This is a genomic window from Tenacibaculum aestuariivivum, from assembly GCF_964507685.1.
GTDB classification, from domain to species: Bacteria; Bacteroidota; Bacteroidia; order Flavobacteriales; family Flavobacteriaceae; genus Polaribacter; species Polaribacter aestuariivivum.
In genome coordinates, this window is sequence record NZ_OZ208414.1 from 1,471,804 (window position 1) to 1,495,317 (window position 23,514).

Annotated in this window: 19 protein-coding genes; 11 read left to right on the plus strand and 8 right to left on the minus strand. The window is 29.0% G+C overall.

Annotation, left to right across the window (positions count from 1 at the left end; genetic code table 11):
- Positions 1 to 88 precede the first annotated feature (88 nt).
- On the minus strand, positions 89 to 1,051 hold the full coding sequence (locus tag ACN5J4_RS06510; protein ID WP_418649206.1) for an endonuclease/exonuclease/phosphatase family protein: 963 nt from the start codon (positions 1,049 to 1,051) through the stop codon (positions 89 to 91).
- Between the two features lie 146 nt (positions 1,052 to 1,197).
- Positions 1,198 to 2,541 carry an NADP-specific glutamate dehydrogenase gene (gene gdhA, locus ACN5J4_RS06515; RefSeq protein ID WP_418649207.1) on the minus strand — a complete coding sequence of 448 codons (1,344 nt, stop codon included), beginning with the start codon at positions 2,539 to 2,541 and terminating at the stop codon, positions 1,198 to 1,200.
- A 260-nt stretch (positions 2,542 to 2,801) separates the two neighbouring features.
- On the opposite strand from gdhA, the gene pheS reads away from it, so the two are divergent.
- The 4 genes from pheS (at position 2,802) to ACN5J4_RS06535 (ending at position 7,232) form a co-directional block, all read left to right on the plus strand.
- Positions 2,802 to 3,821: a phenylalanine--tRNA ligase subunit alpha gene (pheS, locus tag ACN5J4_RS06520; RefSeq protein ID WP_418649208.1), complete on the plus strand. Its 1,020-nt coding sequence runs from the start codon at positions 2,802 to 2,804 to the stop codon at positions 3,819 to 3,821.
- A gap of 83 nt (positions 3,822 to 3,904) precedes the next feature.
- Positions 3,905 to 4,300, plus strand: coding sequence for a hypothetical protein (locus ACN5J4_RS06525; RefSeq protein ID WP_418649209.1), 396 nt, complete (start codon positions 3,905 to 3,907; stop codon positions 4,298 to 4,300).
- A gap of 79 nt (positions 4,301 to 4,379) precedes the next feature.
- Positions 4,380 to 5,498: an SDR family oxidoreductase gene (locus tag ACN5J4_RS06530; protein ID WP_418649210.1), complete on the plus strand. Its 1,119-nt coding sequence runs from the start codon at positions 4,380 to 4,382 to the stop codon at positions 5,496 to 5,498.
- Positions 5,499 to 5,864: 366 nt separating this feature from the next.
- Positions 5,865 to 7,232 (plus strand): alanine/glycine:cation symporter family protein, encoded by a 1,368-nt coding sequence (locus tag ACN5J4_RS06535; RefSeq protein ID WP_418649211.1) that lies wholly within the window; start codon positions 5,865 to 5,867, stop codon positions 7,230 to 7,232.
- Positions 7,233 to 7,421: 189 nt separating this feature from the next.
- Here ACN5J4_RS06535 and ACN5J4_RS06540 read toward each other — a convergent pair whose 3' ends face one another.
- Positions 7,422 to 7,769, minus strand: coding sequence for a HopJ type III effector protein (locus tag ACN5J4_RS06540; protein WP_418649212.1), 348 nt, complete (start codon positions 7,767 to 7,769; stop codon positions 7,422 to 7,424).
- A 134-nt stretch (positions 7,770 to 7,903) separates the two neighbouring features.
- Between ACN5J4_RS06540 and aspS the strand changes: the two genes are divergently transcribed.
- The 3 genes from aspS to ACN5J4_RS06555 all read left to right on the plus strand — a co-directional run bounded on the left by aspS (position 7,904) and on the right by ACN5J4_RS06555 (position 13,430).
- Positions 7,904 to 9,658, plus strand: coding sequence for an aspartate--tRNA ligase (aspS, locus tag ACN5J4_RS06545; protein ID WP_418649213.1), 1,755 nt, complete (start codon positions 7,904 to 7,906; stop codon positions 9,656 to 9,658).
- Between the two features lie 108 nt (positions 9,659 to 9,766).
- A complete protein-coding gene (locus ACN5J4_RS06550; protein WP_418649214.1) occupies positions 9,767 to 12,202 on the plus strand; it encodes a DUF2339 domain-containing protein in 2,436 nt (811 codons plus the stop codon).
- Positions 12,189 to 13,430: a hypothetical protein gene (locus tag ACN5J4_RS06555; protein WP_418649215.1), complete on the plus strand. Its 1,242-nt coding sequence runs from the start codon at positions 12,189 to 12,191 to the stop codon at positions 13,428 to 13,430. The genes ACN5J4_RS06550 and ACN5J4_RS06555 overlap by 14 nt, the downstream gene beginning before the upstream one ends.
- Before the next feature lie 10 nt (positions 13,431 to 13,440).
- Here the strand turns inward: ACN5J4_RS06555 and glpQ are convergent, their stop codons facing one another.
- Together glpQ and ACN5J4_RS06565 are read right to left on the minus strand one after the other, a co-directional pair.
- Positions 13,441 to 14,349, minus strand: a complete 909-nt coding sequence (gene glpQ, locus ACN5J4_RS06560; RefSeq protein WP_418649216.1) for a glycerophosphodiester phosphodiesterase — start codon at positions 14,347 to 14,349, stop codon at positions 13,441 to 13,443.
- A 48-nt stretch (positions 14,350 to 14,397) separates the two neighbouring features.
- Complete coding sequence (locus ACN5J4_RS06565; protein ID WP_418649217.1) at positions 14,398 to 15,891, minus strand: YfcC family protein; 1,494 nt, start codon at positions 15,889 to 15,891, stop codon at positions 14,398 to 14,400.
- 172 nt (positions 15,892 to 16,063) lie between these two features.
- Between ACN5J4_RS06565 and ACN5J4_RS06570 the strand changes: the two genes are divergently transcribed.
- On the plus strand, positions 16,064 to 16,765 hold the full coding sequence (locus tag ACN5J4_RS06570) for a Bax inhibitor-1 family protein (RefSeq protein ID WP_418649218.1): 702 nt from the start codon (positions 16,064 to 16,066) through the stop codon (positions 16,763 to 16,765).
- A gap of 217 nt (positions 16,766 to 16,982) precedes the next feature.
- On the opposite strand, the gene ACN5J4_RS06575 is transcribed toward ACN5J4_RS06570, so the two are convergent.
- A complete protein-coding gene (locus ACN5J4_RS06575) occupies positions 16,983 to 18,194 on the minus strand; it encodes an aminotransferase class V-fold PLP-dependent enzyme (protein WP_418649219.1) in 1,212 nt (403 codons plus the stop codon).
- 91 nt (positions 18,195 to 18,285) lie between these two features.
- Here ACN5J4_RS06575 and ACN5J4_RS06580 point away from each other — a divergent pair, with 91 nt between their 5' ends.
- Together ACN5J4_RS06580 and ACN5J4_RS06585 are read left to right on the plus strand one after the other, a co-directional pair.
- Positions 18,286 to 19,611: a serine hydrolase domain-containing protein gene (locus ACN5J4_RS06580; protein ID WP_418649220.1), complete on the plus strand. Its 1,326-nt coding sequence runs from the start codon at positions 18,286 to 18,288 to the stop codon at positions 19,609 to 19,611.
- Positions 19,612 to 19,614: 3 nt separating this feature from the next.
- The gene (locus ACN5J4_RS06585; RefSeq protein WP_418649221.1) at positions 19,615 to 19,959 is read left to right on the plus strand and encodes an SdpI family protein; all 345 of its coding nucleotides are present in this window, start codon (positions 19,615 to 19,617) and stop codon (positions 19,957 to 19,959) included.
- 79 nt (positions 19,960 to 20,038) lie between these two features.
- On the opposite strand, the gene ACN5J4_RS06590 is transcribed toward ACN5J4_RS06585, so the two are convergent.
- Positions 20,039 to 20,716, minus strand: coding sequence for an SCO family protein (locus ACN5J4_RS06590; RefSeq protein ID WP_418649222.1), 678 nt, complete (start codon positions 20,714 to 20,716; stop codon positions 20,039 to 20,041).
- 158 nt (positions 20,717 to 20,874) lie between these two features.
- On the opposite strand from ACN5J4_RS06590, the gene rseP reads away from it, so the two are divergent.
- On the plus strand, positions 20,875 to 22,224 hold the full coding sequence (gene rseP / locus ACN5J4_RS06595; RefSeq protein WP_418649223.1) for an RIP metalloprotease RseP: 1,350 nt from the start codon (positions 20,875 to 20,877) through the stop codon (positions 22,222 to 22,224).
- Between the two features lie 418 nt (positions 22,225 to 22,642).
- Here rseP and atpG read toward each other — a convergent pair whose 3' ends face one another.
- Positions 22,643 to 23,503 carry an ATP synthase F1 subunit gamma gene (atpG, locus tag ACN5J4_RS06600; protein WP_418649224.1) on the minus strand — a complete coding sequence of 287 codons (861 nt, stop codon included), beginning with the start codon at positions 23,501 to 23,503 and terminating at the stop codon, positions 22,643 to 22,645.
- Between the last annotated feature and the right edge of the window lie 11 nt (positions 23,504 to 23,514).

The window sequence follows — 23,514 nt, forward strand, 5'->3', positions numbered from 1 at the left end:
TAATAAATTCTTATTTTATAAAAATTTAAAAATCTCGAGAGAATATCTCGGGATTTTTTTTGCTTTATTTTTCTATTCATATTGATCTTTATGATTTTATTTCATTTATAATAAACGTAACATATACAGGAAAATGATCAGAAAAACCTCCCTGATACCAAGGACCAATATACGTTCGAAAGGGGCTATTTTTGAATTTTCCTTTATAAAATCGCATCCATTTTTTATTTAAAATCCCTGCTCTTAAAAAACGGTGCTTACTTTTATGTATATCAAAAAAATCTTTAGAAAAAATAATTTGATCGAATAAATGCCATTTTTTATAGTAAGTTAACGTGCCTTTTCCTTTTTCAAATAAAGGTTTCATCGGATTGTATAAATCATCGGTAACTAAAAATTCACGAACGCTTATACTTGTTGGATCATCATTAAAATCACCCATAATAATAAACTTTGGATTTGCTTCTTTTGCCTTTATTTCAGCCAATACTTTACGCACGTGTTTTGCTGCTGCTATACGATTTTCAGTGGTTTGTTCTTCGCCATCTCTTCTTGAAGGCCAATGATTGACTAAAACATGTATCAATTCGTTATTTAATTTGCCCTTTACGACCAATACATCTCGGGTATAATCGACCTCACCTTCTTTATCTATTAAATATAACGGGAATTTATCCGAAGAAAGAACCTCAAAAAAAGCAGGATTATAAAGTAATGCTACATCAATACCTCGTTCATCAGGAGAATCGAAATGAACATAGCGATACACGTACTTTGAAATATTTTTATGATGTGTTAAATCTTTAATTACTTTAGCATTTTCAACCTCCACTAAGCCAATTAACACAGGAGGAACTGCCGACTGATTAATTCCTATTTGTTTTATGACATCTGTTATTTGTTTTATTTTCTGCTGATATTTTCTAGCATTCCATTTCCGCCTACTCGATGGTGTAAAATCATCATCGGCTGTTTTTGGATTATTAACAGTATCAAATAAATTTTCAACATTATAAAAAGCAATCGTAATTATATTTTTTCTTTTAGACATAGGCATAGCATACAAATGAAATAAGTATTCATTGAAAATATTTATGAAATTTTACCCGAAAGTACGCATAAAAAAAACACGCTATATAAATAGCGTGTTTTTAAATATTATAAAAAAGAATATAAATCTTCTATAAAAAGAAACGATTATACAACTCCTTGATCTAACATTGCATCAGCAACTTTTACGAAACCAGCAACATTAGCTCCTTTTACGTAATCTACAAACCCATCAGCTTGCGCGCCATATTCAACACAAGAGGCATGAATATCATTCATAATTGCTTTTAATTTTGCGTCAACTTCTTCTCTTGTCCAGTTGTAACGTAATGAGTTTTGACTCATTTCTAATCCTGAAGTTGCTACACCACCTGCATTTGATGCTTTTCCTGGTGCAAATAAGATTTTTGCATTTTGGAAAACTTCAATAGCTTCTGGTGTAGAAGGCATATTTGCTCCTTCTGCAATACAAATTACACCGTTTGCTACTAATGTTTTAGCTTCTTCAGCGTTTAACTCATTTTGAGTTGCACATGGTAAAGCAACATCACATGTAACACTCCAAGGTCTTTCGCCTGCAAAGAATTTTGCATTTGGATATTTTGTTACATATTCACTAATTCTAGCTCTACGAACATTTTTAATGTCCATAACGAATGCTAATTTCTCAGCATCAATTCCATCAGCATCATAAATATATCCTGAAGAATCTGATAACGTAACTACTTTAGCCCCTAATTCAGTAGCCTTTTCAGTAGCATATTGCGCCACATTTCCTGAACCTGAAACGACAACAGTTTTACCAGCAAAAGAATCTCCTTTTACTTTTAACATGTTTTCAGCAAAATAAACATCACCATAACCTGTTGCTTCTGGTCTAATTAAAGAACCACCCCAAGATGCTCCTTTACCAGTTAAAACACCAACAAATTCGTTACGTAATTTTTTATATTGACCGAACATAAACCCAATTTCTCTTCCTCCAACACCAATATCTCCTGCAGGAACATCGGTATTTGCACCAATATGACGGAATAATTCCGACATAAAAGCCTGACAAAAAGCCATGACTTCTCTATCAGATTTTCCTTTTGGATTAAAGTCAGAACCTCCTTTTCCACCACCCATTGGCAAAGTAGTTAAAGAATTTTTAAACACTTGCTCGAATCCTAAAAATTTTAAGATTGATAAATTTACAGATGGGTGAAAACGTAAACCACCTTTATAAGGCCCAATAGCAGAGTTAAACTCAACTCTGTACCCTCTATTTACTTGTGTTTCTCCTTTGTCATCAACCCAAGCAACTCTAAACATTAAAGTTCTTTCAGGCTCAACCATTCTTTCTAACAATTTTTTTCCCTGGTATTTAGGATTGTTTTCAATAAATGGAATTACAGTTTCTGCTACTTCTTGTACAGCTTGTAAAAACTCTGGCTCATTAGAATTACGCTCATTAACGTAATCCATAAATGCATTTATTTTAGATTCCATAATCTAGTTGTATTATTGTTTGTTGTAATATTATTTTAAATAATCCGCTAGGCAAATATAATTAATTTACAATCTGTTAAATTTAAATAACTAAAAAATTAACTATTAATAATAATTCTTTATCAACTTTAAAAAACAACTATGTTTATAATGAAAATTGAAACCGGTATTAGTACACTTAATCAATTTTTAATAATTATCTAAATTGTGTAGATTTGATATAAAAATATTAAATTTGCAGTCTAATTTTGGACAGATAAATGTTAGATAAGGTAAAAGAATTGATTGGTGACGTAAAGGCTTTTCAAACAACTTCGAAAGAAGAAGTAGAAGCTTTCAGAATAAAATATTTAGGAAGTAAAGGTTTATTGAAAGATTTATTTGCTGAGTTTAAAAATGTTGACGCTGCAATGCGTAAAGATTTTGGACAAGCTTTAAACAACTTAAAAAAAACTGCTGAAGAAAAAGTAACAGAACTTAATGATACTTTAGACAGTACTGTTAAACATAAAAGTTTTTATGGTGATTTAACGCGTCCGTCAGAACCAATTAACTTAGGGTCTCGCCATCCAATATCTTTGGTTAAAAATCAAATTATTGAAGTTTTTAATAGAATTGGATTTACCGTTTCTGAAGGTCCAGAAATTGAAGATGACTGGCATAATTTTACTGCATTAAATTTACCTGAATATCATCCAGCACGTGATATGCAGGATACTTTTTTTATCGATAAAAATCCTGATACCTTATTAAGAACGCATACTTCATCGGTACAAGTTCGATATATGGAAAACAATACGCCACCTATTAGAACTATTTCTCCAGGTCGTGTTTTTAGAAATGAAGATATTTCTGCCAGAGCACACTGTATTTTTCATCAAGTAGAAGGTTTATATATTGATACGGATGTTTCTTTTGCTGATTTAAAGCAAACTTTGTTATATTTTACCAAAGAGATGTTTGGTAAGTCTAAAATCAGATTAAGACCTTCTTATTTCCCATTTACAGAACCAAGTGCCGAAGTAGATATTTACTGGGGGTTAGAAACTGAAACCGATTACAGAATTACAAAAGGAACAGGTTGGTTAGAAATTATGGGCTGCGGAATGGTAGATCCTAATGTATTAAAAAATGCAAATATCGACCCTACTAAATATTCTGGTTATGCTTTTGGTATGGGAATTGAACGTATAGCAATGTTATTATATCAAATTCCTGATATTAGAATGTTTTACGAAAACGATAAACGTTTCTTAGAGCAATTTAAATCTGTTATATAAATAAAAATTATTATTAAATACAAAAAGTTGAAAAGTTAAGAATTACTTCTACTTTTCAACTTTTTGCTTTTAACATATATTAAATGAAAAAAGACATAAAAATACCAGGAGTTGTTGATGTAGAAATTGCCATTACTTTAGAAAAAAATCCACATGATAATTTAGATGAATGGAGCGTTTATATTATCAATAAAAAAGAAGTAGATTTAGAAATGATAGTAATTGTTTCTCAAGGATTTTCTGAAACTAAAAAAACTTCATTATTCCGTAGAAAAATAGATTTATTACCCGCTAAATCATTTTCTAAATTCGAAATAATGCAGCCTGAATTATTTGCTTTAGACAACCGTTTTCAAGTTACTTTTTTTGAAAACAATATTTTACACGATAAAACATTTATATTTCAAGAAGGTACTATTCAAGAAGGATTTTTTAGAGATATTGATCTTTTAAATAAAAAAGGTGTTGTTTGTAAGTAATATTTTAACAAACAATTATTACCTTATTTTTTCTTAAAAATTGACACAATTAACTCATATAGGTTAATTATCTATTAAAATGAAACAAAATAAAATAAATGTTATTCTTACAGGCTGTACAGGAACGTTAGGTTCACAAGTTTTTTATGAATTAATACAACAAAATAACATAAAACATATATACCTTCCGGTAAGAGAAAAAAATGGTAATTCGGCATTAGAAAGAGTTCAAAAAATAGTAAATAGCGATGCTTCTCCATCATTTATTTCTGAAAATAGAAATTTAATAGCTCAAAAAATTAGAGCTTTAGATATGGTTGCTTTTTTTAAACCTGAAACTTTTTTATCTAAAGATGAAACCAATTTTTTTATTCATTCAGCAGGAAGCGTAAATTTAACCACCGATAAATCGCAACGAGATGTTGTTTTTAATGGTGTTTATGAATTTACAAAAGAGGTGTTTAACACTTTTTCATCTTTCATTACAAAGTTCACTTATATAAGTACGGCGTTTAGTATTGGTAATATTGGCGGATTAATTGATAATGATTATCACGCTACAAAAAAGCCTAAATACCGCAATTTTTACGAAGAAGCAAAGCACACTACCGAAAAATTTTTATTAAAAAAAGGACTAGAAAATAAGGTTGTTATCCAAATATTAAGACCAAGTGTTTTAGGCGGAAATATTTTTAATAAATCGCCTTATTTTATTTCAAATTACATGGTTTATTATCTTCTGGGAAATTTTTTTTATAAAAATCCACTAGCTAATAACCCTATTCGAATTACCACCAATTTTAAAACAGGCTTAAATATTATTCCTGTCGATTATGTTGCAAAAATAATAGCAACTGTATATCAACAAAAAATAGAACAACTTAATATTGTGCACTCTAAAAGCACCAATATTGTAACAGGAATGAAACGAATTTTAAAAACAGTAGATTTTAATAATTTTACTTTTTTAAATTCGTCAACAGGCGGTTCATTATTAAAAAATAAAAACAGATTAGAAAATATTTATTACAAAACTATTGGATTACATTTAAACCAATATCTAATTTCTGATCCTTACGAATACGATACTAATTTATTAGAATCAATTTTACCGATACCAAAGTATAATACTGAAGATTATTTAGAAAATACCATTAATTATGCTAAATCTAAAAATTTTAAAGGCGAAGATTGGTAAACCTTTTTTAAAATTAGATTCTCGTCATGCTGAATTTATTTCAGCATCGCACACGGCTAAGAACTGTGGTAAATCAGCATGAGAAACTGAAATAAAATCCCTTTGACGGATTCGAATTTTTATCTTTCTGAAATCTGTTAAAATATAAAAACACCTATTATATAAATTACGATAGGTGTTTTTTTTGAAGCAATTTCCTGCTTTCCGCACTCGCTTTTTTTTGAAGAAAAATCAAAAAAAGAGCTCAAACAAATGCTTCAATCAGGGCTAGGCATTTTCACTAATTTTAGGTATTACTCAAATACCTGTATTACCACCTTTTTTCTATTTCATTTCAGTAAATTCGCTTAAAATTAAACACCATTTATGTTCTCTGAAATTCAAAATATAGTCGCTAATTTTTCATCATGGATTTGGGGAATTCCCTTATTAATATTGTTAATCGGTGGCGGATTATGCTTATTTATATATTCAGGCTTAGTACCTTTCAGATACCTAGCACACGCCATTGCTATTTTAAGAGGAAAGTATGACAAACACGATTCTCCTGGAGAATTATCACATTACGAAGCCCTATCCTCAGCCATTGCCGCAACCGTTGGAATGGGAAATATCAGTGGAGTAGCAATAGCCATTGCAATGGGAGGACCTGGTGCCATTTTCTGGATGTGGATTAGTGCTTTTGTAGGAATGGCTACCAAATTTTTTACCTGTAGTTTAGCAATTATGTATCGCGGAGAAGATGAAGAAGGAAACGCAAAAGGAGGACCAATGTACGTAATTACAGAAGGTTTGGGTAAAAAATGGAAACCTTTAGCTGTATTTTTTGCTACAGCAGGTTTGGCAGGAACACTACCCGCTTTTCAGGCAAATCAATTAACACAAACTATTATTGATGTTTTTAAAGTAAACGAACCAAATCAATTTACAGCTAAGTTATTAATAGGAATTGTCATAGCATTTATTGTATCTACTGTAATTTTTGGAGGAATTAAACGCATAGGAAAAGTAGCTGGTAAATTAGTACCTATAATGGTTGTTGTTTATTTATTAACCGTTTTAACCATTCTATTTTTAAAGATAGAGGAAGTTCCAAACATCATTTCTTTAATATTTACAGATGCTTTTTCAGGAAAATCTGTTTTAGGAGGTGCATTAGGAGCATTAATTATAACAGGTGTAAAACGAGCAGCTTTTTCTAACGAAGCAGGTTTAGGAACTGCACCAATGATGCACGGAACAGTAAAAACAAACGAACCAATTAGAGAAGGTTTAGTTGCCATGTTAGGGCCTGCCATAGACACCTTATTAGTTTGTACCTTAACAGCATTAGCAATTTTATCATCAGGAATATGGAAAAATTTTGATGGCAACGGTATTTCAATGACCTTAGCCGCCTTTGATTCGGTTTTACCATATCACCTAGGAAGTATTATTTTAACTATTTGTGTATTAATTTTTGCCTTCTCTACTCTATTTACCTATTCATTTTATGGTTACAGCTGTTTAAGTTATTTAACCAATTCAAAAACAGGCAAATATTACAATCATTTTTATGTTTTGGTAATTGTAATAGCCGCAGTTATAAAGTTAGATTTTGTTATTAATTTAATGGATAGTGCTTATGCTTTAATGGCAATACCAACAGTTTTTTCTACTTTATTACTAGCCCCTAAAGTTAAAAAAGCAGCCACTATTTATTTTGACAAATTAAAATCGGGTGCTTTTGATTAAGTGTACTTTTAAAATTTAACATAAAAACACCAATCATAATTTATATATGATTGGTGTTTTTTTTTGAAGCAATTTCCCGCTTTCGGCACTCGCTTTTTTTATTTTTAAAAAGAAAATAAAAAAGAGCTCAAACAATTGCTTCAATCGGGGCTAGGCAATTTTACTCGTTTTGATAATTTACATCAAAAACTATACTTTTTCTACTAAAGTTTCATTTTCAAAAACCAATCCTTCAAAACCAGTATTCATAAAACTTCTGATATTTTGATGATCTGTTCCTGTTGAATTTTCTAAAACATCAATAAAATAATATTGTGCAAAACAAGCCAATGCTTCTTCTTTAGTTAATTGTTGCTTTACTGCAAAAGAAAGCACTTTACACGACCCTAAATTTTGAGTACTAGCATTTTCTAAATCACCATTTTTAAATGCTGATGGCGTAAAACTATAGTTATCTTCAATTATGCTAATGGTATCTGAAAAACATAGTTCTTTAGGCGTGTTTCTTAGTTTGTTTTTAAATTCTTGTAATGTCATAATTATAAAATTGAATCTATTTTTAGATAAAAAAGCACTACAAAAAAACAATATATGAGCTTAAAAAACTAAATAATAGTAATTTTTCACATACTAACAATTATCGTTAAATTTGCACATCTAAAATTCTAGAAATGTACAGAACGCATACTTGTGGCGAATTAACAGCCTCGCATATTAATACTGAAATAACCCTTTCTGGTTGGGTACAAAAATCACGTGATAAAGGTTTTATGATTTGGGTAGATTTACGCGATCGTTACGGAATTACGCAATTAATTTTTGATGAAGAACGTACTTCTAATAATTTAATTGAACAAGCAAAAACCTTAGGGCGTGAATTTGTAATTCAAGTTACAGGTACTGTTATTGAACGAGAATCTAAAAATAAAAACATCGCTACTGGTGAAATTGAAGTATTGGTTACTAAATTAAAAATTTTAAACCAAGCAAAAACGCCGCCTTTTACTATTGAAGATAAAACAGATGGTGGTGAAGATATTAGAATGAAATATCGTTATTTAGATATTCGTCGTAACCCTGTAAAAGATAGTTTGATTTTCAGATCAAAAGTATCTATGGAAGTACGTAAATATTTATCTGACCAAGAATTTATAGAAGTTGAAACACCTTATTTAATCAAGTCAACTCCTGAAGGTGCTCGTGATTTCTTAGTACCTTCTCGAATGAATGCCGGGCAATTTTATGCCTTACCACAATCGCCTCAAACCTTCAAACAACTATTAATGGTTGGTGGCATGGATAAATACTTTCAAATTGTAAAGTGTTTTAGAGATGAAGATTTACGTGCCGACCGTCAGCCAGAATTTACACAAATTGACTGTGAAATGGCTTTTGTTGAGCAAGAAGATATTTTAAATATTTTTGAAGGATTAACCCGTCATTTATTAAAAGAAATCAACAATGTTGAAGTTGATAAATTTCCAAGAATGTTATATGATGACGCAATGCGTTTATACGGAAATGATAAACCAGATATCCGTTTTGGAATGGAATTTGGCGAATTAAATGAAGTAACACAACATAAAGATTTTGGCGTTTTTAATAGTGCTGAATTAGTGGTTGGTTTCGCTGTTCCTGGAGGAAATAAATTCACAAGAAAAGAAATTGACAATATTATTAAATGGGTAAAACGTCCTCAAGTTGGCGCTTTAGGAATGATTTATGCTCGTGTAAACGAAGATGGAACATTCAAATCATCAGTAGATAAATTCTACGATCAAGAAGACTTAGCTAAATGGGCAGAAATTACAGGTGCAAAAGCTGGTGATTTAGTGTGTGTGTTATCTGGAGATACAAATAAAGTAAGAGCTCAATTATCGGCTTTAAGAATGGAATTAGCAGAACGTTTAGGTTTAAGAGATCCTAAAGTATTTGCTCCGTTATGGGTTATTGATTTCCCATTATTAGAATTAGACGAAGAAACAGGGCATTATCATGCAATGCATCACCCGTTTACATCGCCAAAACCAGGGCAATTAGAGTTATTAGATACAAATCCTGGAGCGGTTAAGGCAAACGCTTATGATTTAGTGTTGAACGGAAATGAAATCGGTGGAGGTTCTATCAGAATTCATGACAAAGAAACACAAGCTATCATGTTTAAACATTTAGGATTTACTGAAAAAGAAGCAAAAGAGCAGTTTGGTTTCTTAATGGATGCTTTTGAATATGGTGCGCCACCACACGGAGGTTTGGCTTTCGGATTAGATAGATTGGTTGCTATTTTAGGCGGACAAGAAACGATTCGTGATTTTATCGCTTTTCCTAAAAATAACTCAGGACGTGATGTTATGATTGACGCTCCTGCTGCTTTAAATGATGCGCAATTATCAGAATTAAGCATTAAATTAGATATCAAAAAATAACACTTTTTTTAATATACTAAAAAAACCGTTCTAAATTTAGAACGGTTTTTTTGCTAATTTTATGTAGTTTTAATAACTTACATTTGAGCTAAAATTCAAAAATATTTTATGGAAGGATTCCTACTACTAATCTTATTAATAGGATTTTACATCCTTAATAAAAATATCAACAAAAAATTTGAGCAACTCAATAAAACAATTGCAGATTTACAAAAAGAAATTTTTTCAAAAAACACCGTTATAGCTAATAAAAATGTAGCATCCGAAGAAGAAAAAATAGTAACTCCGATAATTACTACTCCTAAAAAAGAGAAAATTATAATACCTCCTATTACTGATTCCTTAAAAGTCAATCCTATTTTAGAGGATAAAAAAATAATAGAAAAACCGATTAAAAAGACCATAATATCAATTCCTAAAAAATCATTTTTTGAACGATTTAAAGATAAAAATCCTGATTTAGAAAAATTTATCGGTGAAAACTTAATCAATAAACTTGGAATCTTAATTTTAGTATTAGGAATTAGTTTTTTTGTAAAATATGCAATCGATAAAGATTGGATAAACGAACCTGCAAGAGTTGGAATTGGTTTTTTATGTGGTTCATTAATTATGGCAATTGCTCATAAATTAAAGAAAAATTACACCTCTTTTAGTTCTGTTTTAGTAGCGGGAGCTATTAGTATTTTTTACTTTACTATTTATATTGCTTTTCATGAATATCAGTTATTTAGTCAAACGGTAGCTTTTGCTATTATGACGGTAATAACTATTTTCAGTACACTTGTTGCGGTTTCTTATAACCGACAAGAACTAGCTGTTTTATCATTAATTGGTGGGTTTTCAGCACCATTTATGGTAAGTACGGGTGAAGGTAATTACGTAGTATTATTTACTTACATTGCTATTTTAAACATCGGAATATTAGGAATTTCTTATTTTAAAAAATGGCGAATTTCAACAATATTATCTTTTATATTTACAACAATATTATTCGGAAGTTGGTGTGGTTTAAAAATAGGTAGCAACACATTTTCACATTCAGGAGCTTTAATTTTTGCAACCTTATTCTATTTTATATTTAGCATCACTATTGTTTTAAATAACCTTAGAAATAAAGGGGTGTTTTCTACGATAGAATATTTTATTTTAGTGGCAAATACCTTTGTGTTTTTCGGTTTAGGAATGTTAATTTTAAATGATTTAGAATCAAATTTAACAGGGTTATTCACCTTGTTATTGGCACTTTATAACATTGCTTACGCTACTGTTTTATATAAAAAATTTGGATTAGATAAAAACGCTATTTACTTATTAATTGGACTTGCTTTAACTTTTGTTACCTTAACAATTCCAATTCAATTTAAAGGTAATATTATTACTCTTTTCTGGGCTTCGGAAGCTGTTTTATTATTTTGGCTATCTCAAAAATCAAAAATAAACACCTTTAAAATTGGTGGATTTATAATACAAGTTTTAACACTTATCAGTTTATTTTTAGATTGGGAAAAATACAATTTTACAGAAGATTTAAATATCATTTTAAACCCGTTATTTATTGCTGGTTTAGTAGTTAGTGGTTCGCTATTTTTAACATATTGGTTATTAAAAAAAGAGAAAGAAATCTTTATAAAACACTTTTCTATAAATATTAATTCTTATCGAAATATACTTTTAATTATCAATATTTTAATAACTTATTTTACGGGTATTTTAGAAGTAAATTATCAAGCTTATCAATATTTAAAGAACACTTTTTCTGCCTTATCTTTTCCTGTTACCTATCATTTTATATTTATTACTACCGTATTATATACAGCATCAATATTAAAAAATAAAAATATTACAAAGGGAGTTTTAGTTGTAGGTATTGTTTCAACAACACTTTATATTATTAATTTTTACAAATTACCAGCAAACGAATTAATTGAAAACTTCGTAGAAAACACGAATACAAACTATGCTTTTTACTTTCATTATATCATTTTAAGTTGTTTAATTTATTTTGGATATCAATTATATAAGACATCCGATTTATTATTTAAGATAAAACCAAAACAACGTAAATGGTTACCTTGGATATTTACTTTTGCCATTGTATATATTTTAAGTAATGAAATAATGATACATGGTTTACATCTTTCAAATTCTGTTGATACAGTAGCTTTATCTGAAAAATTCTCTGAATCAGAAAATGATTTTTACGCTAAAAGTAATTTTGTACATAGCCAAATATCAGCGACAAAAACACAAATTATTAAAATAGGTTATCCAATACTTTGGGGAGTTTTTTCTTTTATCTTTTTAATTATTGGGATAAAAAAACAATGGAAAAACTTACGAGTAATCGCACTTTCATTACTTGGATTCACTATTTTGAAGCTTTTTATCTACGATATTAAAAACGTTTCGGAAACAGGAAAAATTATCGCCTTTATATTATTAGGAGTTTTAATATTGATAATTTCTTTTGTGTATCAAAAATTAAAAAAATTGGTTGTTGATGAAACCACCGAAAATAAAAATATAGATGATGAAATATAGTTTATTAATTACCTTTTTTATTTCTCTTACTACTTTTGCTCAAAATTATACAGGTAGTATTAATTCGATAGATGAAAACGGTTTACATAAAATAATGCTACCTCTAAAAGTTAGAGCTGTTAGCAATGAAAATTACAATTTTTTAAGAATTAAAGATTCATTAAAAAATGATGTTCCGTATGTTTTAATTTATAATAATGACAAAAAATTCTCAACTTTTAAGCAACTTAAAATAGCATCAAAAAATGTTATTAAAGATTCTGTAACGTCAATTATAATAGAAAATAAATCCGCAGAAAAAATAGCTAGTATTACACTAAAAATAACCAATACAAAAATAAGAAAAAGCTATAATGTGTACGGAAGTGACAATAGTTCTGACTGGTTTGGATTAATTTCTAATCGTATTTTATCACCTTTAAGTTTGCCTAAAAAAACAGCTTCAGGAAAAATATTTTTAGAGCAAACTATTAATTTCCCTTTAAATACCTATCCTTTTTTACGCCTCAATTTTAATGATAAAAACTCATTACCTATAAATATTTTAGAAGCAGGAATTTATAAAAGTAAAATTTTCACTCAAAATGCTATTGAAATAAATCAGTACAAACAAGAATTGATTGCTACCGAAAAAAAGAAAAAGGTTACACAACTTAAATTTACGGCTACAAATTCGCATAAAATAAATAGTATTTCTTTTAAAATTGATTCCGATTTTTTTCTAAGAAACACTAAAATTCTTGTAAAAAGAGAACGAAAAATTAAAAAACGTGTAGAAACTTACACTAAAACTATCGCTTCTTTTCAATTAAATTCTAAAAATAAAAACTCATTTACCTTTAATAATTTAAATGAAAAAGAATTTATTATAGAAATTGAAAATAAAGATAATCCTGCTTTAGTAATAGAAAATATTCAGTTATTTCAAAAGCCAATTTATTTAATTGCTAATTTAAAAAAAGCAAATAATTACAAAATAATAGTTGATTCTACGTTAACAAAACCGTCGTACGATTTAGGGAATTTTATTTCATCGACAACAAAAAACATTGCAGAAACAAGTATTACATCATTTTCTAAAAACAAAAATAAAACCGTATTGCCTAAAAACACACCTTTTTGGCAAACCACTATTTTTATGTGGATTTGTATTGTATTAAGTGGTGGTTTTATTATTTATTTTGCTTTTTCTTTGATAAAAGATATTGGTAATCAAGAAAAAGAATAATCTTAAAAAGTTAATTATCATTTAAAAAAGCGACCATTTTATCAGGAAAATCAGTAAAACCACCATCAATATTCGCTTCAAAAAATAATACTTGCATCATTTCTTCAAACGAAGAAAATTCGTCTAAACTATCAGCTCTAAAAGTGTATGGATGCACTTTTAAGCCAAGTTGATGCGCTTCTGAAACTAAGCTTGTAAAAGTAAATTTATCCGCCTTTTTTTTATTTACAATTTGCTTATACCAAGGTCCTATTCCATCGGCATAAGTTGCAAAATGTTTTAATTGTTTTGTTTCTTCTTCAAATTCTATTAACTGAACTAAAAACAAATCAGATTTTAATTCTTTTCGAATTCTTTCTAATTCCTTGGCATCAAAACATTGAAAAATACACGCATCTTTTTTAGTTTTGTAACCATAATCAGAAAGAATATCTAACGTTATTTTAGCGATATCTTTTCCATTTTTATGATGAAAATCAGGATTTTTTATCTCTGGATAAATTCCAATATTTTTATTTGTACTATAATTTAAACCTTGAATAAGTTCAATTTCTTGTTGTAAAGAATGAAGTTTAAAATTCCCTTTTCCTTTAGGAAATCGTTTCGGATAAAACTGATTTCCTGTTTTGGTATCAAATCGTTCGGTTACTTGTAATTGCTGTAATTCATCAAAAGTAAAATCAATTACATAATAACGATTATCTGCTCTTTTTTTATCAGAAAAAATAGTAGCCACATTGGTAACATCATCTAAATAAATATCATGAATAACAATAGGCACGTTATCTTTACTTAGCACTAAATCTTGTTCAATATAATCAGGATTCATAGCATATGCCATTGCTTTTGATTCCATGGTATGTTCGGGTAAATATCCTGATGCACCACGGTGTGCAATTACTATTTTAGTTGATTTCATGTTTTTATCGAGTATTTTTATCACCTATATTTAAAAAGCGTTTAACTACTAAAAATAAACCTGAATTGTTAAAGCAATCATAGTAAAAATAGTTAAAATAACAACTAATGGAATTACAAATTTCAACCATTTATCATAACCCACTTTAACAATTGCTAGAGATGCTAAAATTAACCCTGTTGGATTGATAAAAGCAAAAAGTCCCATTCCGTATTGATATGCATTTACAATTACTTCTCTTCCAACACCTACGGTATCAGCTAATGGCGACATAATAGGCATTGTTAACACTGCCATTCCTGATGAGCTTGGAATAAAAAATGATAAACCTGAGTAAATAAACAACATTACATTAGCAAAAACTCCTTTAGACATTCCTGTAGTAAATTCACTTGCGTTTTGTAAAATAGTATCACTAATTAAACCTTGTTCCATCAATACCGAAACACCACGAGCTATTCCTATAATAAATGCAACACCCAACAAATCGTTAGCGCCTTTAATAAAGGTTGTTACAAAATTCTCTTCTTTCATTTTTGCTAAAAACCCAATAAAAATTGCTCCAATTAAAAAAACTACCGTCATTTCCTCAAACCACCATTCTAAACGAGAAACCCCGTAGATCATTACCACAAAACAAAGCGTAAAAATGGTTAGAATAATGCGTAAGCTTGCTGTTAAAACATGTGTGTTTGAAATAGTGCTTCCAAAAAGGTTTTCAATCATTTCTTTTTGATCATAAATAATTGATTTTGTAGCATCTTTTTGAATTTTATTAGCATAACGTAATATATAAATAACGCAAATAATTATTCCAAAAATCAACATTAATAATCTTCCTGTAAAACCTGTTGTCCAGTTAATTCCTGCGGCATCAGAAGCTATAATAACACTAAATGGGTTTACTGTTGAACACATAGTACCTATAGAAGAACCTATGTAAACGCAAGCTAAAGCTACAATAGCATCGTAATTTGCTGCTAAAAATATAGGAATCAAAATAGGATAAAACGCTATAGTTTCTTCTGCTAACCCAAATGTGGTTCCACCAATAGCAATTAATGTAGTTACTACAAAAATTAACCAATATTCTTTTCCTTTTAACTTTTTTGCTAACCAGGCAATTCCTGCATCAAAGGCACCCGTAAAATTCATAATTCCAATAATACCTCCTAAAATTAATACAAACAAAATAATATCTGATGATTGTGTAATTCCTTTTATTGGCGATTTAAAAAAAGCCAAAACTCCTTGAGGTTGTGATGGTAATTTAGTATAAGTTCCAGGCACACTAATTGGCTTAGCAATATCTCCATTAGTAAATTTTTCTAGCGGAATTTTAATTCCTAACTCAGCTAATGTTTCTTGACTTGCTGTAATAGTTTTCTCTTGCTCTAAATGTAAATATGTAAACAAATTATTACTTTTTTGATATTGTAACGTATCAAACTTACCCGCAGGAATAAACCATGTTAAAACAGCTACTAAACCAGCTATTAATAACAAGATAGTATGCGGTGTTGGAAATTTAATTTTTTTCAAAATATATAATTTAATTTTTTATAAAAGTAAAACAAATCAAAGAAACGTGAAGTTATTCGACATAAAAAATAGTAATGAAAAATATTTTTCAGAAAAATGAAAAGAAAATTTAATTTCGTTTAAAAAACATACCTTTACATATATCAAACACATTTAAGCGTATATTTTTATTATGAAAAATTCATTTAACAACAAAATACTTGTTGCTCAAGCATCTGAAACTAATAGGGTAGCTTTTTACAAAAAAACATATGCACACGTTGGTTTAGGTGTATTATTATTCATTTTTTTTGAATATTTATTATTACAAAATGCAACCATCGTTGAATTTGCGTTATCAATGACGCAAGGTTATAAATGGCTATTATTATTAGGTGGTTTTATGTTAATTACCAATTATGCTGAAAGTACCGCATTAAAAACATCTGATAAAAACTTACAATATTTAGCCTATTCAGGCTATGTATTTGCAGAGGCTTTTATTTTTATTCCGCTTATTTATATGGCAATTTCATACACTAATAATTTTGAAATTATTAAACAAGCAGGAATTGTAACTTTAGGATTATTTGCTGGAATTTCGTCTATTGTTTTTATCACAAAAAAAGATTTTTCGTTTATAAAAGCAGGATTAAGTGTTGGCTTTTTTATTGCAATCGCCTTAATTATTGCAGGTACTTTATTCGGGTTCAATCTTGGTTTATGGTTTTCAGTAGGAATGTGTGTGTTAGCTGCTGGTTCTATTTTATATCAAACTTCTAACTTGGTAAACAAATTTTCTACCGATGATTATATACCTGCAGCATTAGGTTTATTTGCTTCGCTGATGCTTTTATTTTGGTATGTTTTACAAATTTTTATGTCGAAAGATTAAAAGAATTATAAAAATAATTTGAAGCAATTTCCCGCTTTCCGCACTCGCTTTTTTTTGAAGAAAAATCAAAAAAAGAGCTCAAACAATTGCTTCAATCGGGGCTAGGCATTTCTACACCATTTTATATTTAGATAATATATAATAACAAAAACCTCACAGAATTTAAAAATCTGTGAGGTTTTTTAATATATAAAACTCAATTATCTATAAAGATATTTTAACTCAACATCATTTTAGCTCTTTTTACTGATGCTACTAAAATATCGATTTCTTCTTTTGTATTATAAAAAGCAAACGAAGCTCTAACAGTACCAGGAATACAATAAAAATTCATAATCGGTTGTGCACAATGGTGTCCTGTACGAACTGCTACGCCTAATTTATCTAAAATAGAACCAATATCATACGGATGAATTCCTTCAATATTAAAAGAAATTACAGCCGCTTTATTACTTGTTCCGTAAATTTTTAAGCCTTCAATTTTTTCTAATTCTTGTGTTCCGTAGGCTAGTAATTCATTTTCTTGTTTGGCAATATTATCAAAACCAACTGAATTCATATAGTCAATAGCAGCTCCAAAGGCAATTCCTCCACAAATATTAGGCGTTCCTGCTTCAAATTTATGAGGTAAACCTGCATAGGTTGTTTTTTCAAAAGTTACAGTTTCAATCATTTCACCACCTCCTTGATATGGTGGTAATAAATTTAATAACTCCTCTTTTCCGTATAATAATCCAACTCCTGTTGGTCCGCACATTTTATGAGCCGATGCTACATAAAAATCAACATCTAAATCTTGAACATCAGGTTTTAAATGTGGTGTTGCTTGTGCTCCATCAATTAAAACATACGCTCCAAATTTATGAGCTGCATGAATAATTTCTTTAATCGGATTTATAGTACCTAAAGCATTTGATACATGATTACAAAACACCAATTTAGTATTCGAATTTAATAATTCATGATACACATCCATTTTTAACGCACCATTTTCATCCATCGGAATCACCTTTAAAACAGCGCCTGTTTTTTCACAAAGCATTTGCCAAGGAACAATATTTGAATGATGTTCTAATGAAGATACAATTACCTCGTCTCCTGCTTTTAAAATGGTCGAAAATCCTGAAGCAACAATATTAATACTGTGCGTAGTTCCTGCGGTTAAAATAATTTCATACGAATGTTTTGCATTAAAATGTTTTTGAATTTTAATACGAGCTTCTTCATACTTATCAGTAGCTTCCTGACTTAAAGTGTGTACTCCCCTATGAATGTTTGCGTTATAATTAGAATAATAATCAACAATAGCGTTAATAACTACTTGCGGAGTTTGTGAGGTTGCTCCGTTATCAAAATACACTAATTTTTTTCCGTGTACCTGTCGGTTAAGAATAGGGAAATCAGCTCTAATTTTATCTACAATAAACATAAAAAATAATATTTATAACAAAGGTAGGGGTTGTATTTTAATTATAAACACCAAACAATTAAATTCTTACATTTGTTAAAACTGCTTTTGTATGAAAAATTTAAAAAAAATATTAGTACTTGCTATGGTACTGCTTGGTATTATTATTTATTATAATTATCCGAAGTTAAATATATTAGCAGGATATTCTGCTAAAAATACAGCTTCCTCGGTTTTTTTAGGGGATAGAAGTTTAGCTTTTACCAATAAAACTGACAATGATTTTTCGCCCATTAATTTAACTTTTGATGAAATAAATTACGAAGAAAAATCGGCTACAGGTTCGGTATTTGGGCTATTAAAAAGAAAAGCGATTTATCGTGAGGGGTTAGGCGCTGTTTTAATTAATGATGATTATGATACAACTCAAAAAGTGCTAATTCCAAAACGTAGTAAACCTGATAATATTACTCCTTTTCCGTATGGAAATGGAGATCAAAAAGATACTGTTTTTTCAAATATTGACTACCTTAAATTAAACAAAGTTATTGACACCTTATTTAATTCCAAAAACAAAACACGTTCAGTTATTGTTATTTATAATGATAAAATTATTGCTGAAAAATATGCCAACGGATTTGATAAAAACTCAAAACAATTAGGTTGGTCTATGACCAAAAGTATTACAAGTACTATTGTTGGAATTATGCAATGTGAGGGTAAAATAAATGTAAACTCTTCAAATTTATTTGAGGAATGGAAAAATGACAATCGTAAAAATATTACGCTTCATAATTTATTGCAAATGAACTCTGGTTTAGCATGGAAAGAAGATTATAATACTATTTGTGATGCTACAAAAATGCTATTTTTAGAAAATGATATGACTAAAACCCAAATAAATAAACCTTTAATAGGCAAACCTAACCAAACTTGGAACTATTCATCAGGTACCACTAATTTAATATCAGGACTTATTCGTAGTAAATTTAACACGCATCAAGAATATTTAAATTATTGGTATAGTGCTTTAATTGATAAAATTGGGATGAACTCTATGTTAATAGAAACTGATATGAGTGGAAATTTTGTAGGTTCTTCATATGGATGGGCAACAGCAAGAGACTGGGCTAAACTAGGACTTTTATATTTACATAAAGGTCAATGGAATGGTACGTATCTTTTTGATGAAGATTGGTTAAATTATGCCACAACACCTACTCCAAAATCTAAAGGAACCTATGGTGCTCAAATATGGTTGAATGCCGGAAACACTTATCATGATGCACCAAAAAATATGTATTCGTTTAATGGGTATAAAGGTCAAAATGTATTTATTTTGCCAAACGAAAACTTAGTGATAGTTCGTACCGGACTTACTAAAAATGCCGATATGAATATGTTATTAAAAGGAATTATAACTTCAATTAAAAACTAAACAATGAACCCTTATTATTACGTATTATCTGTAAACGGATTTTTATTTTTATTTAGTATTATATTTTATTTTTTTCCACCTAAAAAGATAAATCCTATTTATGGATATCGTACCAATAAAACCATCAAAAATAATATTATTTGGCAATTTGCAAATAATTTTTTTACAAAACAGTTTTTAATATATTCGAGTATTTCATTTGTTTCAACATTAATACTTGCTTCTATCAGTAAAAATTTAAGTTGGCAACCAATGGCAATTATGTTATTATCTTTAGCTGTATCTGTAATTAAAACAGAACAGGAAATTAGCAAAAATTTTGATGAGGATGGAAATAAATTAAAGTAAAATATGCTAATCAATTAAATATCAAAGGTCCTTGTTAATATATTTAAGAAGAACCTTTGATATTTTTACAATAAACTAATTACTTTATATATTCATGTTTTAATAAAGTTATATCATCAATAATTTTTTGCATATTTTCTTTTTTTGTTCCATCATACGAACCTCTTATTTGTCCTTTTTTATCAATTAAAACAAAATTTTCAGTGTGTACAAAATCCTGTTCACCCCCGTCTCCTTCATCTAAAACAGCAAAATAATGCTTCCGTGCAAGGTTATAAATATGTTTTTTATCACCAGTTGTAACATTCCACTTTCCATCAATAACACCTTTTGCATCGGCGTATTTTCTTAATTGAGGAACGCTATCCATAACAGGAGTTACCGAATGCGATAAAAACATAATATCATCATCATTTTTATAATGCGCTTGTAATTCGTTCATATTATATGCCATAATCAAACAAATTGTCTGACAGCGGGTAAAAAAGAAATCGGCTATATAAATTTTATCTTTATAATTAGCATTGGTAATAGTATCACCATTTTGATTAATCAATTTAAAAGCCCCAATTTTATGGTTTTTAGATTTTTGACGTACAGATATATCTACCAATCTTGGATTTATATCTGCAGGATTATATATAGGTAATCTTTCTTCTACTTTTACTAAATGATAAAAAACTGGAATACCAATTGCACAAAAAACTAATAAAAAAAGTAAAGTACTCTTTGATTTTTTAAAGAATTTTAAATCCATTTTCTTAAATTTTAACAAAAATACAGCTAAAAATAAGCTTTACATACTGCAATATTAAAAATGTTTGTTAAAACCAACCGACTACTATCATACAAACTTTTACAGCTCTACTGAAAAACGTACATTTGTCAGATTTTTAAATTCAGATATACACCTTTATGGAAATTTTAATAAAAGCATCTCAGTTTATTTTAAGCTTATCGCTCTTAATTGTTTTACACGAATTAGGGCATTTCATTCCTGCCAAAATATTTAAAACCAAAGTTGAAAAATTTTATTTATTTTTTGATTATAAGTTTTCACTATTTAAAAAGAAAATAGGAGATACAGTGTACGGTATTGGGTGGATTCCGTTAGGGGGCTATGTAAAAATAGCTGGAATGATTGATGAGAGTATGGATACTGAACAAATGAATAAACCTCCGCAACCATGGGAATTTCGTTCTAAACCGGCATGGCAACGTTTAATAATAATGTTAGGTGGTGTAACTGTAAATTTTATTTTAGGTATTCTAATTTACATTTTTTTAATGTATGGTTATGGTGAAAAATTTTTACCTAATGAAAACTTAAAGGATGGTGTTTGGGTACAAGATCAATTAGGAAAAGATTTAGGGTTACAAACAGGAGACAAAATACTTTCAGTAGATGGGCAAACTATTCGAAAATTTGGAGAACTCCCTTTAGAGTTTATTAATGGAACTAATTATACTATTGAACGCAACGGAACTGTTATTGAAAAAGTAATTCCTACTGATTTTATCTCTAAATTACTTGATAGAGATAAAAATTCTGGAAGCTTTATTGGCATACGACTTCCTTTTGTTATTGCTAAAATAGCAGAAGATTCACCAAATATTAAAAGTAATTTAAAACCTAAAGATATTGTTACTGCTATAAACGGAGTTTCTACTAAATATTTTGATCAAGCCCAAGTTGAATTAGAAAAAAATAAAGGTAAAAAAGTTAATCTTACAATTAAAAGAGGCACTGAAAACCTAAGCGTTCCTGTAAAAATTACAGCAAATGGTAAAATAGGCGTTGCTGTGGGGCAATTATCATTAAAAGATTTAGAAAAATTAGGCTATTATCAATTAGCAGAAAAAAACTATTCATTTGGTGAAGCAATACCTGCGGGTACAACTAAAGCTTGGACTACTATAAGTAGCTATGTAAAACAAATGAAAAAAATTTTTACTCCTAGTACAGGAGCTTATAAAGGCTTAGGTGGTTTTATTTCTATTGGAAGTATTTTTCCTGCTGAATTTAGTTGGGAAACTTTTTGGAATATTACTGCTTTCTTATCAATCATGTTAGGGGTTACGAATTTATTACCAATACCAGCCTTAGATGGAGGTCATGTAGTTTTCACTTTATGGGAAATGATTACGGGTAAAAAACCAGGTGATAAATTTTTAGAATACGCACAAGTAGTAGGTTTTATCATGTTGATAGCCTTACTATTATTTGCTAATGGAAATGATATTTTCAGAACCTATTTTAAATAATTTCATGTCAAATAAAAAAAGGAATTCGTTTTAAAACGAATTCCTTTTTCTGCATTAAATTAACTAATGTAGCACAACTACTATATATATTTACTTAATAGAGTAAAGGTATATTTAAAAGCTTAAAGCTAATTTTAAATACACCTTTAAAATATAATGATTATATTCACTAACTTCCTTAAAAAGTAGCTATAACCTGTTTTAATAAGCTTAATTGTAATTAAATATTAGCTTTATAATAACAAAATTAATAAATTTATAAAAAACATCATATAGCCACACATGAGCTATTAAGCATACTTATCAATACTATATAAATCTAAAAATAAAAAAAACTTGAGTAATATAATATTACTCAAGTTTTTTTTATTTAGACACCTTAAATATATAAGAATCCTATAATAAGAAAATAAATATTCTAATTATTTAATGCTTCAGCACCTCCAACAATTTCTAAAATCTCATTAGTAATAGCAGCTTGTCGTGCTTTATTATAAGTTAACAACAACTCGTCACGTAATTCTGTAGCATTGTCTGTAGCCTTATGCATTGCTGTCATACGAGCACCATGTTCAGACGCAAATGAATCACGAATTGCTTTATACAATTGTGTTTTTAATGATTTTGGAATTAACTCTAAAACAATTTCTTCTTTTGAAGGTTCAAAAAGGTATTCTAACGTTACGGTTTCATCACTTTCAACAGGCTCAATTGGTAAAAACTGCTCTAATTGTGGAATTTGTGTTGCAGCATTTTTAAACTGATTATATACTAGCTCGATTCTTTCATAAGAACCTGCTACATATAAATCCATTATCTGTGTTGCAACTTTAGACACGTTGTCAAAAGTTAAATCATCAAAAATATCGTTTCTATTGTCAATAACAGTATGCTCTTTTGATAAAATATCATGACCTTTTTTACCTATTGTTAATAGGTCTACAGTAACACCGTTATACTTATTATCAATTGCTTTAATTGTTCTTTTAACAATAGAAGAATTAAAACCACCACATAAACCTCTGTTTGATGTAATTACAACTAACAAAACATTTTTAACTTCTTTTTGAGTTGAATATACGTTGCTAGCATCACTATTTAAAGTAGCACTTAAACTTTGTAATAATTCGGTAAGCTTAGATGAATATGGGCGCATTGCCGTAATTGCATCTTGAGCTTTTTTCAACTTTGCTGCCGATACCATTTTCATGGCAGAGGTAATTTGCATTGTTGATTTTATAGAAGTAATCCTGTTACGTATTTCTTTTAAATTTGCCATACAACTAGTAG

Excerpts from the sequence above, each read along its gene's own strand:
- ACN5J4_RS06510 (WP_418649206.1), bottom strand. The coding sequence starts at position 1,051 with ATGTCTAAAAGAAAAAATATAATTACGATTGCTTTTTATAATGTTGAA.
- gdhA (WP_418649207.1), bottom strand. The coding sequence starts at position 2,541 with ATGGAATCTAAAATAAATGCATTTATGGATTACGTTAATGAGCGTAAT.
- pheS (WP_418649208.1), top strand. The coding sequence starts at position 2,802 with ATGTTAGATAAGGTAAAAGAATTGATTGGTGACGTAAAGGCTTTTCAA.
- ACN5J4_RS06525 (WP_418649209.1), top strand. The coding sequence starts at position 3,905 with ATGAAAAAAGACATAAAAATACCAGGAGTTGTTGATGTAGAAATTGCC.
- ACN5J4_RS06530 (WP_418649210.1), top strand. The coding sequence starts at position 4,380 with ATGAAACAAAATAAAATAAATGTTATTCTTACAGGCTGTACAGGAACG.
- ACN5J4_RS06535 (WP_418649211.1), top strand. The coding sequence starts at position 5,865 with ATGTTCTCTGAAATTCAAAATATAGTCGCTAATTTTTCATCATGGATT.
- ACN5J4_RS06540 (WP_418649212.1), bottom strand. The coding sequence starts at position 7,769 with ATGACATTACAAGAATTTAAAAACAAACTAAGAAACACGCCTAAAGAA.
- aspS (WP_418649213.1), top strand. The coding sequence starts at position 7,904 with ATGTACAGAACGCATACTTGTGGCGAATTAACAGCCTCGCATATTAAT.
- ACN5J4_RS06550 (WP_418649214.1), top strand. The coding sequence starts at position 9,767 with ATGGAAGGATTCCTACTACTAATCTTATTAATAGGATTTTACATCCTT.
- ACN5J4_RS06555 (WP_418649215.1), top strand. The coding sequence starts at position 12,189 with ATGATGAAATATAGTTTATTAATTACCTTTTTTATTTCTCTTACTACT.
- glpQ (WP_418649216.1), bottom strand. The coding sequence starts at position 14,349 with ATGAAATCAACTAAAATAGTAATTGCACACCGTGGTGCATCAGGATAT.
- ACN5J4_RS06570 (WP_418649218.1), top strand. The coding sequence starts at position 16,064 with ATGAAAAATTCATTTAACAACAAAATACTTGTTGCTCAAGCATCTGAA.
- ACN5J4_RS06575 (WP_418649219.1), bottom strand. The coding sequence starts at position 18,194 with ATGTTTATTGTAGATAAAATTAGAGCTGATTTCCCTATTCTTAACCGA.
- ACN5J4_RS06580 (WP_418649220.1), top strand. The coding sequence starts at position 18,286 with ATGAAAAATTTAAAAAAAATATTAGTACTTGCTATGGTACTGCTTGGT.
- ACN5J4_RS06585 (WP_418649221.1), top strand. The coding sequence starts at position 19,615 with ATGAACCCTTATTATTACGTATTATCTGTAAACGGATTTTTATTTTTA.
- ACN5J4_RS06590 (WP_418649222.1), bottom strand. The coding sequence starts at position 20,716 with ATGGATTTAAAATTCTTTAAAAAATCAAAGAGTACTTTACTTTTTTTA.
- rseP (WP_418649223.1), top strand. The coding sequence starts at position 20,875 with ATGGAAATTTTAATAAAAGCATCTCAGTTTATTTTAAGCTTATCGCTC.
- atpG (WP_418649224.1), bottom strand. The coding sequence starts at position 23,503 with ATGGCAAATTTAAAAGAAATACGTAACAGGATTACTTCTATAAAATCA.